General features: G+C 66.0%; 11 protein-coding genes. 8 read left to right on the top strand and 3 right to left on the bottom strand.

Features of this window, described 5'->3' with window-relative positions; genetic code table 11:
- Nucleotides 1-3 precede the first annotated feature (3 nt).
- The 3 genes from lysA to MU848_RS15845 are packed head-to-tail and all read left to right on the top strand — an operon-like array spanning nucleotide 4 to nucleotide 2,980.
- Nucleotides 4-1,269, top strand: a complete 1,266-nt coding sequence (lysA, locus tag MU848_RS15855) for a diaminopimelate decarboxylase (RefSeq protein ID WP_247234091.1) — start codon at nucleotides 4-6, stop codon at nucleotides 1,267-1,269.
- Nucleotides 1,269-2,027, top strand: coding sequence for a precorrin-2 dehydrogenase/sirohydrochlorin ferrochelatase family protein (locus tag MU848_RS15850; protein WP_247234089.1), 759 nt, complete (start codon nucleotides 1,269-1,271; stop codon nucleotides 2,025-2,027). Before lysA ends, MU848_RS15850 begins: the two co-directional genes overlap by 1 nt.
- On the top strand, nucleotides 2,024-2,980 hold the full coding sequence (locus tag MU848_RS15845) for a zinc transporter ZntB (RefSeq protein WP_380801086.1): 957 nt from the start codon (nucleotides 2,024-2,026) through the stop codon (nucleotides 2,978-2,980). Before MU848_RS15850 ends, MU848_RS15845 begins: the two co-directional genes overlap by 4 nt.
- Before the next feature lie 101 nt (nucleotides 2,981-3,081).
- On the opposite strand, the gene MU848_RS15840 is transcribed toward MU848_RS15845, so the two are convergent.
- Both MU848_RS15840 and MU848_RS15835 read right to left on the bottom strand, forming a co-directional pair.
- The gene (locus tag MU848_RS15840; protein ID WP_380801021.1) at nucleotides 3,082-3,696 is read right to left on the bottom strand and encodes a response regulator transcription factor; all 615 of its coding nucleotides are present in this window, start codon (nucleotides 3,694-3,696) and stop codon (nucleotides 3,082-3,084) included.
- Between the two features lie 63 nt (nucleotides 3,697-3,759).
- Nucleotides 3,760-4,419 carry a TetR/AcrR family transcriptional regulator gene (locus tag MU848_RS15835; RefSeq protein ID WP_247234085.1) on the bottom strand — a complete coding sequence of 220 codons (660 nt, stop codon included), beginning with the start codon at nucleotides 4,417-4,419 and terminating at the stop codon, nucleotides 3,760-3,762.
- An 89-nt stretch (nucleotides 4,420-4,508) separates the two neighbouring features.
- Here MU848_RS15835 and MU848_RS15830 point away from each other — a divergent pair, with 89 nt between their 5' ends.
- The 3 genes from MU848_RS15830 to MU848_RS15820 are packed head-to-tail and all read left to right on the top strand — an operon-like array spanning nucleotide 4,509 to nucleotide 8,710.
- Nucleotides 4,509-6,020 carry an efflux transporter outer membrane subunit gene (locus MU848_RS15830; protein WP_247234083.1) on the top strand — a complete coding sequence of 504 codons (1,512 nt, stop codon included), beginning with the start codon at nucleotides 4,509-4,511 and terminating at the stop codon, nucleotides 6,018-6,020.
- Nucleotides 6,013-7,176: an EmrA/EmrK family multidrug efflux transporter periplasmic adaptor subunit gene (locus MU848_RS15825; protein WP_201515070.1), complete on the top strand. Its 1,164-nt coding sequence runs from the start codon at nucleotides 6,013-6,015 to the stop codon at nucleotides 7,174-7,176. Before MU848_RS15830 ends, MU848_RS15825 begins: the two co-directional genes overlap by 8 nt.
- Nucleotides 7,177-7,213: 37 nt before the next feature.
- Entirely contained in the window at nucleotides 7,214-8,710 is a 1,497-nt protein-coding gene (locus MU848_RS15820; RefSeq protein WP_247234361.1) for a DHA2 family efflux MFS transporter permease subunit, read from the top strand.
- On the opposite strand, the gene MU848_RS15815 is transcribed toward MU848_RS15820, so the two are convergent.
- Nucleotides 8,707-10,284, bottom strand: coding sequence for an ABC-F family ATP-binding cassette domain-containing protein (locus MU848_RS15815; RefSeq protein WP_247234081.1), 1,578 nt, complete (start codon nucleotides 10,282-10,284; stop codon nucleotides 8,707-8,709). The genes MU848_RS15820 and MU848_RS15815 overlap by 4 nt on opposite strands.
- A gap of 188 nt (nucleotides 10,285-10,472) precedes the next feature.
- On the opposite strand from MU848_RS15815, the gene MU848_RS15810 reads away from it, so the two are divergent.
- Together MU848_RS15810 and MU848_RS15805 are read left to right on the top strand one after the other, a co-directional pair.
- A complete protein-coding gene (locus tag MU848_RS15810; protein WP_097090892.1) occupies nucleotides 10,473-11,054 on the top strand; it encodes an ANTAR domain-containing response regulator in 582 nt (193 codons plus the stop codon).
- Nucleotides 11,051-12,253: a CmpA/NrtA family ABC transporter substrate-binding protein gene (locus MU848_RS15805; RefSeq protein WP_247234079.1), complete on the top strand. Its 1,203-nt coding sequence runs from the start codon at nucleotides 11,051-11,053 to the stop codon at nucleotides 12,251-12,253. The genes MU848_RS15810 and MU848_RS15805 overlap by 4 nt, the downstream gene beginning before the upstream one ends.
- The last annotated feature ends 1 nt before the right edge of the window (nucleotide 12,254 follow it).

Below are 12,254 nucleotides of genomic sequence, written 5' to 3'. Positions count from 1 at the left end.
GCCTTGGACCATTTCGATTATGTGAACGGCGCCATGCATGTGGAGCAGGTGCCGATGGCGGAGATCGCGCAGGCGGTCGGCACGCCCGTCTATATCTATTCGACCGCTACGCTGACGCGCCACGTCAATGTCTTTCGCGATGCCCTGTCACGGCTGGACGATCCGCTGATCGCCTTTGCCGTCAAGTCCAATCCCAATGGCGCGGTGCTGGCGACGCTGGCGAAGCTGGGGCTGGGCGCGGACGTGGTGTCGGGCGGCGAGCTGCTGCGGGCGGTTGCGGCGGGGATTCCGGCCAGCCGCATCGTTTTTTCCGGCGTCGGCAAGACGGCGGAGGAAATGCGCCTTGCCCTTGACCATGGCATTTTCCAGTTCAACCTGGAGAGCGAGCCGGAAGCGGAGATGCTGTCCGAGGTGGCGTTGTCGATGGGGAAGAGGGCGCCTGTCGCCTATCGCATCAACCCCGATGTGGACGCGGGCACGCATGCCAAGATTTCGACCGGCAAGTCCGAGAACAAGTTCGGTATCCCCTATGACAGGGCGCTGGAAAGCTATGCCGCTGCGCGCGACCTGCCGGGCCTGGACGTGCGGGGCGTCGCCGTTCACATCGGCAGCCAGCTGACCGACCTTGCACCGCTTGAGGCGGCCTTCATCAAAGTCGGCGCGCTGATCGAGAAGCTGCGCGCCGAGGGGCATGATATCCGCACCGCCGATCTTGGCGGCGGACTTGGCGTTCCCTACGATCCCTCGCTTCCTGTTCCGCCGCTGCCGCAAGCCTATGGCGAGATGGTGACGCGGGTGACGCAAGGGTGGAACGTGCGGCTGATGTTCGAGCCGGGCCGGGTCATCGTCGGCAATGCAGGGGCGCTGCTGTCACGGGTGGTACGGGTCAAGCAGGGGGCGCAGGCACCGTTCGTCATCGTCGATGCGGCGATGAACGACCTGATGCGGCCCAGCCTCTATGATGCCTGGCATGATATCCGTGCCGTGGATCCTTCGGGCGCGCGGGAGACCGCCAATGTGGTGGGGCCGGTGTGCGAGACGGGCGACACTTTTGCAATGCATCGCGACATGGATGTGGTGAAGGCGGGCGATCTGGTCGCCTTCATGACGGCGGGCGCTTATGGCGCGACCATGGCGGGGACCTATAACAGCCGCCCGCTGACGCCCGAAGTGCTGGTGTCCGGCGACAAATGGGCGGTGGTCCGCGCCCGCCCGCCGATCGAGGCGCTGATCGAGGCGGACATAATCCCCGATTGGGTGCAGGGCTGATGCAAAGCCTGCCCGTCTTCCTGGTGTTGAAGGGCAGGGCCGTCATCCTGACGGGGAAGGGCGAGGCGGCGGAGGCCAAGCGGCGGCTGCTGGAACGGGTGGGCGCTCATATTGTCGGTGAGGATGCGGACGCGGGGATCGCTATCGTCGCTGACGGCGATGATGCGACGGTCGCCCGGCTGAAGGCACGCGGCGTGCTGGTGAATGCGACCGACCGGCCGGAGCTTTGCGACTTCACCTTGCCCGCCATCATCGATCGGGAGCCTGTGCTGATCGCCATTGGCACGAGCGGGGCTTCGGCGGGACTGGCCAAGGCGCTGCGCCAGCGGATCGAGGCGCTTTTGCCACAGCGGCTGGGGACGCTCGCCGCCGCGTTGTACGACGCGCGCGCCGCCATCCGCGCGCGCTGGCCCGATGCGAGCGCGCGCCGCCGGGCAATTGATGCCGGGCTGTCGGCGGGAGGGCTGATCGACCCGTTGCGCGAGGATGCTGCCGATGCGGTGCCGCGCTGGCTGGCGGAGCAGGGGGAGGCCGAACCTTCCCGCCTGGTCGCGTTGCGTCTGCTGTCAGGTGATCCCGATGAGCTGACGCTGCGCGCCGCCCGCCTGCTGGGGGAGGCTGACCGCATCTATCATGAGTCCCGCGTGCCGCCCGCGATCCTTGATCGTGCGCGCGCCGATGCCGTGCGCATCCCTGCCGACGCGCCGCCGGAAGCGCCGGGCGAGGGGCTGTCGCTATGGCTGGAGATGCCGCGATGAGCCGGGTGTTCGTCTATAATGGCGACGGAGCGCGCGAAATCTCGCTCGACGATTTTTGCGCGCAGGCGGATCATGCGGCTTTCAGCTGGGTCCATGCCGATGGCTGGCGCGAGGATGCGCACGGCATCGTCTCGCGCTGCGACCATATGCCGCAGGCAGCGCTGTCGGCATTGCTGGCGCAGGAGACGCGGCCGCGCTGCACATTGATGGGGCATGGCGCGCTCATCAACCTGCGCGGCCTGGGCGCGGATGAGGGCGCGGGCGGCGATCCGCTGGTGTCGATCCGCCTGTGGGCCGAACATGCGCGCGTGATCACCGTCAGCTACCGCCCGCTCGCGGCGATGGAGCCGGTGGTGAAGCGGATGCTTGCCGGGGAAATCCGCGATCCGGGCGACCTCATCGCCGCCTTCGCACAGGAAATCACCGAAGCGCTCGACCCTGAAGTCGCGCAGCTTGGCGATGATCTGGATGAGATCGAAAGCAGCCTGAGCGACAGCGGCGCGGCGGACGTGCGACGGCAGGTATCGGAAATCCGTGCCTCGGCGATCAGCTACCGCCGCTTCATCTCGCCGCAGCGGCAGGCGCTGGAAAGATTGTCGGCGGCGGACGCGCCCTGGCTGCATCCCGACGACCGGCTGCATTTGCAGGAAGCGGCGGACCGCTGCGCGCGCATGGCCGAGGAATTGGAGGCGGTGCGGGAACGATCGGCGCTGGCCCATGAAGAGCTGACGGACCTGCGCGCCGAGCAGATGAACCGGCAGGCGCTGATCATATCGGTCGTGGCGCTGGTGTTCCTGCCTTTGACCTTCCTCACCGGGCTGCTCGGCATGAACGTCAACGGCATACCCTTCGCCCATGAGCGCTGGGCGTTTTGGGGCGTGGTGGCGGTCTGCGTGGTCATGTCGGTGGGGATCAGTGGCTGGTTCGCCGCGACGCGCTGGCTGAAGCGTTAGAGTAATTCCGAAATCCGTTCGGGCTGAGCTTGTCGATAGAGGCCTTCGACGGGCTCAGGGCGAACGGGTTTTGGAAGGTGGTCTCTAAGGTGCGCGCGGCGTCACGCCCGGCCAGCGCTCAGCCTTGTGATCTCGTCATTCAGCGCCTGGATGGAAGACACCAGCCGTGCCCGGTCCGCTTGCAACAGCTGCAGGGCGTCGCGGGTTTCGCCGAGTTCCACGGCGCGGCGCGCGATGCGGGCATCGAGTTCGGCATTGTGGCGGGTCAGCGCATTGATCTCGTCCGTGCGCTGGCAGAGCTGGCGCAGCCGCGCATCCAGGACGGCGAAGTCGAACGGCTTGGCGACATAATCGTCCGCACCCGCTTCCAACGCTTCGACGACGCTGCCGCTGTCCTGCCGCCCCGCGATCATCACGAAGCTTGCCTGACCCGAGAGCCCGGCCGCGCGGATCTTCCTCATGGTAGCGATCGCCGGCAGGATTTTGAGGCCCATGTCGATGAGGATGATGTCGGCTGGGCGCGCGAGAAGGCGATTCAGGGCAACGAAGCCATTTTCAGCAAGCGCCACGTCATGATGGAGGTGGGAGAGGCGCCGCCCGATCACGGCGCGGGCCGTTTCGTCCTCGTCGATCAGCAGCAGCCTGCGGCGGCGAAGCGGCCGAGCGCCTTCCGTCCTGGCGCTGTCGCTGCTGTCCATTGCCCTGAAGAACTGCATCGCGTGGATCTCCTCCACGACTTGATCTAGGATAAGTGCGCAAAAAAATGGTTAATGCGTCTGTCAGGGATTCGGCGCTTCGGCATCGGGCGCATAGGCGCGCAGGAAACAATCCACCGCGAAGGACACATCGGCGTCGATCTGCTTGGCTTCAGGTGCATCTATCTCGCCCCAGATCATTTGTTGATGACAGCCCGAGAGCGTCAGCACCACTAGCGTCCGCGCGGCAAGCATGGCATCGGCCCGCCGCAACTGCCCCTTGTCCATCGCTCCTTCAAGGAAACGGGCCAGCAGGTTGCGGGTGTAGAGCGGGGCCAGTTCATGGAAGATCGCGCCCATTTCGGGAAAGCGGCTCGCCTCTGCCGCGACCAGCCGGTGCAGCGCGATTGCGTCCGGCGACGTCACCTTGCGCAGCAGGTCGTGACTGAAGCGCAGCAGCGTGGGTTCAAGCTCGCCCCCGGTGTCGAGCAACTGGGCGAGGCTGGCATGATAGACTTTCGTCGCGTCGCGCAGGACGGCGGCGAACAATTCTTCCTTGCCGGGGAAATAGCTCCACAAGGTGCCCTTCGACCCGCCCAGTTCAGCGGCGATGGAGGACATGGTCGTCGCGGCATAACCAGTTTCGAGGAACGATCGCTTCGCAACGGCGATAATGGCGTCGCGGCGGTCGCGGCGCCGGACTTCGCGGCGGGACAGGCAGGCAGTGTCGGTCGGGGCTGTCATAAAAGCGTACCATATAGTACGATAATTTGGTTGACAAGGTCATGCGGCAGGCGCAAAGGCGTTTTTCATACCACATGGTACGGTTTCCTATGTCTACACGTCGATTGACCCATCTCCTTCATGCTGGAAGCCTGACGGCGGCGGTGCTGGCGCTGTCCGCCTGCGCGGCTGTGCCCGACCTGGGCAAGGCGCCTGCGCCCCGGCCTGCTTCCAGCATCGCCGCGTCGGAGACGTTCGGCCAGGGCACCGCGCTCTGGCCCGCCGACGGATGGTGGAAGGCCTATGGCGACTCGCAACTCGATGCGTTGATGGAGGAGGGGCTGGCGGGATCGCCCGACCTTGCCGCCGCCGCCGCGCGCTTCCGGCAGGCAAGCGCCGCTGCCCAGCAGGCCGGGGCTCCGCTTGCGCCTTCGCTCGATCTCAACGGTTCGGCCGCCGCGACGAAGCAGAGCTATAATATGGGTCTGCCGAAGGATTTCGTGCCCAAGGGCTGGCTGGGCACGGGTCAGGTCGCGCTGGACCTGAATTTCGATCTCGACCTTTGGGGCCGCAACCGGGCCGCGCTCGCTGCCGCCACGTCGGAAACGGAGGCCGCGCGCTTCGATGCGCAGCAGGCGCGGCTGGCGCTTACGACCGGCATCGGCGATGCGTATGCCGACCTTGCCCGCCTGTTCGATCAACGGGCGATCCAAGAACGCGCGCTCGCCATCCGCTCCGCGAGCCAGAAGCTGGTGGCGGATCGGCAGCGCAATGGGCTGGAAACGAAAGGCAGCGTGCGGCAGGCCGATGCGACGGTATCCGCAGCCCGCGCCGCGCTGGCAGGCATTGACCAGTCCATCGCTGTGCGGCGGCATCAGATCGCTGCTTTGATCGGTGCGGGGCCGGATCGCGGCCTTGCCATCACGCAGCCGCGTCTGGCTGCGCTGACTGGCTTGGGCCTGCCTGCCGATGTCACCACAAACCTGGTCGCACGCCGTCCCGATGTCGCCGCCGCGCTCGCGCGGACCGAAGCGGCGGCCAAGCGGATCAAGGTGGCGCGCGCGGATTTCTTCCCGGCCATTCGCTTGAGCGCCTTGGTTGGCGTGCAGTCGCTTGGCTACAACTCCTCCTTCACCGATCCTTCGCAAAGCGGACCCCGATCGTTCGTCGACAAGCTGTTCAGCAAGGATTCGCTGTTCGGCACGGTGGGCCCGGCGATCAGCTTGCCTATCTTTCATGGCGGCGAGCTGAGCGGCCGCTATCGGGGCGCGCGGGCGACCTTTGATGAAGCCGTCGCCAATTACGACCGGACCGTGCTGGGCGCCTATCGCGACGTGGCGGATGCCGTCACCGGCCGCCGCTTGCTGGAGCAGCGGCTGACCGAAGCACGGGCGGCTCTGGCCGCTTCGGAAGAAGCCTATGCGATTGCGCAGAAACGTTATCGCGGCGGGCTTTTCACCTTTCTCGACGTGCTGAATGTCGAGGATCAGCTGCTTTCCGCGCGTCAGTCCGTAGCGGAGCTGGAAGCGCTCACCTTTTCCACTGACATAGCCCTCATTCGCGCGCTGGGCGGTGGCTTCGCCTCCCGCGGCACCTCGTCCAAGGACCTGCCCAATGGCTGATGCAGCCCCCGAATTCACCGCCGATACCGCCAGCACAGACGCGGGCAGCGCCGACAAGAGCGCGCGGATGGAGCAGCGCAAGAAATGGCTGGTCCGCTTAGGCTTGGCCGTGCTGGTCATCGGCGCGATCTATGCGCTCTGGTATCTGCTGATCGGCCGCAATCATGTCAGCACCGACAACGCCTATGTGAATGCCGAGATCGCGCAGGTGACGCCACTCATTTCCGCGCAGGCCGTGGAAGTGCGGGTGACCGATACGCAGGCGGTGAAGCGCGGCGACATATTGGTGCGGCTCGACCCCACCAACGCGCGGATTGCCGTTGCGCAGGCGGAGGCTGACCTCGCCGAAGCGCGCCGCCGCTTCCGCCAGACTGCGGCCACCAGCACGTCGCTTTCCGCCCAGGTGCGGGCGCGCGGCGCTGACATAGCCCAGGCGAACGCCCAGCTTGCCGCTGCCCAGGCCGATTATGAAAAGGCGCGGGTCGACCTTCAGCGGCGCGAGGCGCTATCGCCCGAAGGCGCGGTCTCGGGTGAGGAAGTGACCAGCGCGCGCAAGGCGTTCGCTGCGGCGCGGGCCGGCCTGGAGCAGGCGCGCGCGGGCGTGGCGACGGCACGGGCGACGCAGGGCGCAGCCGAAGGGCAGCTTGCGGCGAACGACGCCCTTGTCAGCGGATCGACCATCGAGACGGACCCCGCCGTGCTTGCCGCCAAGGCGAAGCTGGAAAATGCGCGGCTTGACCTTGGCCGCACGATCATCCGCGCGCCGATCGATGGCGTCGTGACGCGGCGTCAGGTGCAGGTCGGCCAGCGCGTCGCGCAAGGGAACCCGATCATGAGCATCGTGCCGCTTGCCCAAGTCTATGTCGACGCCAATTTCAAGGAACGGCAGCTGCGGCAGGTCCGCGTCGGCATGCCCGCGACGGTGGTTGCGGATATTTATGGCGGGGATGTCGTCTATCATGGCAAGGTCGTCGGCTTTTCGGGCGGCACCGGATCGTCGCTGGCGCTGATCCCGGCGCAGAACGCGACCGGCAACTGGATCAAGGTAGTCCAGCGCCTGCCTGTGCGCATCGCGCTCGATCCGCGCGAACTCGCCGCCCATCCGCTGCGCGTAGGCCTCTCGACCGAGGTCGAGATCGACCTGTCGCGCCATTGAGGACGGGCGCGTGACCGAGGCGGCCGAAAGATTCTTCATGGACCCCCGGCGGCGGATGCTGGCGGGGTTCGTGCTGGCGCTGAGCAATTTCATGGTCGTGCTCGACCTGACGATCGCGAACGTGTCGGTGCCGCATATCGCCGGTAATCTGGGCATTTCCCCTGACCAGGGCACATGGATCATCACATCCTATGCGGTGGCCGAAGCGGTCTGCGTGCCATTGACCGGCTGGCTGGCGCAGCGGTTCGGGACGGTGCGGCTCTTCATCGGGGGGATGATCGGCTTTGGCATCTTCTCGCTGCTCTGCGGCCTGTCGATGACGCTCGGCATGCTTGTCGTGTGCCGCATTGGCCAAGGGCTGTGCGGCGGGCCGTTGATGCCGATGTCGCAGACCTTGCTGATGCGCATTTTTCCGCCCGAGCAGCGCGGAAGGGTGATGGGGCTTTGGGCCATGACGACGCTCGCCGGGCCAGCCTTGGGGCCGATCATCGGCGGCTATATCAGCGACAATTGGAGCTGGCACTGGATCTTCTTCATCAACCTGCCGATCGCCGTGCTGTGCGTTTTCGCAGCGATGGTGCTGCTCGCTCCAGCCGAAACGGAGCGCAAGAAGCTGCCGATCGATTATATCGGCCTTGCCCTGCTGATATTCTGGATCGGCTGTCTTCAGATCATGCTGGACACCGGCCGGGATCATGACTGGTTCGCCGATCCCATGATCCTGGCGCTCGCCGTGCTGGCGGGCATCGGCTTCCTCGTCTTCATCATCTGGGAGTTGACCGAGGAGCATCCGATCGTCGACCTGCGCGTGTTCCGCCATGTCGGCTTTACATCGGGGGTGCTGACATATTCGCTTTGCTTCGGGGCCTATTTCGCGGGGATCGTCATCATTCCCCAATGGCTCCAGATATCGATGGGCTACACCGCCGTCTGGGCTGGGATCGTCACGGCCTTCACCGCCATGACGTCCATTCTTGTCGCGCCGCTGGCGGGCCGCGCGGTCAGCAAAGTGGATGTGCGCATCCTGATATCGGCGTCTGTCGCGTGGATGGGCATGGTCACGATGTGGCGCGCCGGGTGGACGAGCGGAGCTGATTTCTGGACGCTTTCGCTGCCGCAGGTCGTGCAGGGTCTGGCGATGCCCTTCTTCATCATTCCGCTCACGACGCTGACCCTGGGTTCGGTCAATCCGGAAGAGACGGCATCAGCGGCGGGCATGCAGAATTTCCTGCGCACCATGGCCGTGGCGATCTCAACCTCCGTCGTCCTCACAGGCTGGGGCAATGGCCAGCGGACCGCGCGCAATGAAATGGTGTCGGCGCTCGCGCCCGATGTGGGTTCGCGGCTCTCCGGAACCGGACTTTCGTCTGAGCAGACGCCGCAAATGCTCGCCAATCTGGTTGATCAGCAAGCGACGGTATTGTCGATGAACCATGTGTTCTTCATCGCATCCTTGATCCTGTTCGTGGCAGCCGCGCTGGTATGGGTCGCGCCGAAGCCGGTGGCGCGCGTGGACATGTCGGCGGCGCATTAAGGCAGGCTGATCTCCCGATCGATGCCGATGGCGCGCAGGAAGGCCGGGTCGTGGCTGACCACGATCAGCGCGCCGTCATAGCCAAGCAGGCCCTGTTCGATCGCCGCGATGCTGTCCAGGTCCAGATGGTTGGTCGGCTCGTCCAGCATCAGCAGCGGCGGCGGCATCGCGCCGCTCAGCACGCAGGCGAGCCCCGCGCGCAGCAGCTGCCCGCCGCTGAGGCTCCCCGCCTTTTGCAGCGCGAGGTCGGCGCGGAACCGGAAGCGGGCAAGGGCGGCGCGCACCTCATTATGGGTGGCGTCCGGATGCAGCCGCGCGAAATTGTCCGCGATGCTGGCGGCCGGATCGAGCAGCTCCACCTTCTGGTCCAGCAGCGCGCAGGCGACGTGCCGATCGACCTGTCCGGACAGCGGCGGAAGGCTACCGGCGATCACATGGAGCAGCGTGGATTTGCCCGCGCCATTGGGGCCGATGATCGCGATGCGTTCCGGGCCGTTGACGGTGAAGGACAGCCCCTTGAGGATCGGTGCGTCGGGGTCATGCGCCGCCGTGACATGATCGAGCGTCACTATCCGCTGCCCCGGCAGCACAGCGGTGGAAGGGAGGGCGACCGTCAGGCTTTCGACCACTTCGATCCTTTGCCGGGCGGCTTGCGCTGCCTGTTCCGACTCGCGGCGCAGGCGCTCGGCCAGCCGCGCCGCCTCCCCACCTGACCCTTCGGCGCGGTCTTTCCTCATGCCGATCAGGATGCGCGGCATGTCGCCCTTCGCGCCCTTGCGGGCTCCTGCGGCGTCGCGGCGCTGCTTGCGCTCGGTAGCGATCTGGGTGCGCCTGGCGATCTCTCTTTGATGCCGTTGGGCATTGGCGAGGTCCTGCTCGGCAGCGGCCAGTTCCACTGCCTTGCGTGCCCGCCAGGAGGAGAAATTGCCGCCATGGCGGCTGATGCCGAGCGTCGTCAGTTCGGCGATCGCCTCCATTTCCTCCAGCAGCGCGCGGTCATGGCTGACGACGATCGCACCCGCGCGCCAGCGTACGAACAGGGCGATCAGCGCGGCCCGGCCATCGGCGTCGAGATTGTTGGTCGGTTCGTCCAGAAGCAGAAAATCGGGCCGGGCGAAGACCGCTCCGGCAAGCGCCGCCCGCGTCCGCTGCCCGCCCGACAATTGGCTGAGTGGCGTTTCGGGCAAGGCTTCGAGGCCGGTGTCCGCCAGAGCCTCCTCAATGCGGGATGGCAGCGTCCAGTCGCATGCTTCCAACTCGGCCATGTCAGCCTCGCCGCGTTCGGCCTTGGAAAGGAGCGCCATCGCTTGGGACACGCCGAACATATCGGCGATGGTCTCGTCAGGCGCGACCTGTACCGTCTGGCGCAGTTCGGCGATGGTCCCGTCCCGTTGAATGCTGCCGCTGGTGGGCTTCAGCCTGCCGGAAATGAGGGCGAGCAGCGTCGATTTGCCGACGCCATTGCGTCCGACAAGGCCAATCCGCTCAGGAGTGAAACGAAAATCTATGTCCGAAAGGACGGTTGTCCCGTCAGGCGCGGACCAGCTGATGTGCGATAATGTGATCGAAGGCATGGGCAAAAATCTCGCTGAAAGCAAAGCGTTGGGGCTGTGCGATCAGGTTGATGTCCATGATGTCGATCCTCCGAATATTGGTCTGCAGCGGTACAGCAGGTGCGGCGCGCAGGCAACCTTGCCGCGCTCGCCCGATTGACGCGGCGCAGCATCGCCGTCACTGAAAGGGCAAAAGGGTCGGGGTCCACATGCGAATCGTCATCATCGATGACAGCGGCCTGCGCGCGACGGTACTCGAAGAAGGACTGCGCGAGGCGGGCTATGACGATATCCACATCGTTCCCCCGCGCGGCGGCTTCGTCGCGCGGCTGGAGCGCATGGCGCCCGACGTCGTGCTGATGGACCTGGGCAGCCCCAGCCGCGACATGCTGGAGGAAATGCTGTCGGTCAGCCGTGCGCTGGCCCGGCCGATCGCGATGTTCGTCGATCAATCCGACGAATCGATGATCGGCGCGGCGATCGATGCGGGCGTGTCCGCCTATGTCGTGGATGGCCTGCGCAAGGAACGGGTGAAGCCGGTGCTGGAACTGGCCGTGCGTCGCTTCAACGCCTTCGCCAAGTTGCAAACGGAACTGGACGAGGCGCGCACGGCGCTGTCCGACCGCAAGATCATCGACCGCGCCAAATCCATATTGATGAGCCAGCGTGGCATTAGCGAGCCGGACGCCTATGCGCTGCTGCGATCGGGCGCGATGAACCAGGGGAAGAAGATCGTGGATGTCGCCCAGGCCCTGATCACCGCCAGCGACCTGTTGGGAGGAGGGTTATGACGACGTCCCTGCGCATCGCCTATCTGCCGCTGACCGACTCCGCCGTGCTGGCGGTGGCGCGGGAAAAGGGCTTTGCGGAAGAGGAGGGCATCGCCCTTGACCTCGTCCGCGCGACCAGCTGGGCTACATTGCGTGACCGGTTGGTGTTCGGGCAGGTGCAGGCCGCCCACATGCTGGCGCCGCTCGCCATCGCGGTGACGCTGGGGTTGAGCCAGCAGCCCGCGCCGCTGGCCGCGCCCTACAAGCTCAACGTCAACGGCAATATGCTGGTGATGGCGCGCGAATTCGCGCAGGCGCTCGACCCCGATGTGGTCGCGCGGCTCGACGATCCGCTGGGCACGGCGCATGATTTCGCTGCCGCCATTGGCCTGTGGAAGCGCAAGCCGGTGATCGGCGTCGTCCACCGCTTTTCCAGCCATGCGGTCATGCTGCGTTATTGGCTGGCGAGCGCTGGCGTCGATCCGGACCGCGACGTGCTGCTGCGCGTGGTGCCGCCGTCGCTGACCGTGGAGGCGATGCGCGCGGGCGAGATTGACGGCTTCATTGCGGGCGAGCCCTGGGGCAGCGCGGCGGTGGATGCGGGCCTTGCCGAAGCGGTGGCGATCGGCGAGCGGATCTGGCGGCGCGGGGTGGAAAAGGTGCTGGCTTTCCGCACGCCCTGGCTGGAGGAAAATCCGCAGGCCGTCGATGCGCTGATCCGCGCGCTGGTGCGGTCGGCGGCTTGGTGCGACGATCCGGCCAACCATGAGGCGTTGGCGCACCTGCTGTCCCAGCCGCATCTGGTCGACCAGCCTGCCGATGTGATCGGGCGGGCGCTATCGGGGCGCATCACCGCGCGGGCGGATATGCCACCGGTGGATATGCCCGACTTCCTGCTCTTTTCGCGGGAGGCTACGCCGTTTCCGTGGCGCAGTCAGGCGCTATGGCTCTATTCGCAGCTCGTGCGGTGGAAGATGGTTGAGCACACAGCGGAAAATGCCGCCAAGGCCGGGTCCGTGTTCCGCCCCGACATATTCCGGCGAGCGCTGGCGGACAGCAATGTGCCGATACCCGGCGCAAGCATGAAGGTGGAGGGCGCTGTCGCCTCGCCATTGGCGGTGGGATCGAAGCGCGGCGAATTGACGCTGGGGCCGGATCGCTTCTTCGACGGGCGGGTGTTCGATCCTGAGCGGATCGAGGATTTTCTCGCGAGTTTCTAAA

It is taken from the genome of Sphingobium agri (genome assembly GCF_023051225.1).
GTDB lineage: Bacteria > Pseudomonadota > Alphaproteobacteria > Sphingomonadales > Sphingomonadaceae > Sphingobium > Sphingobium agri.
This window is presented reverse-complemented; position numbering and strand designations above follow the sequence as displayed.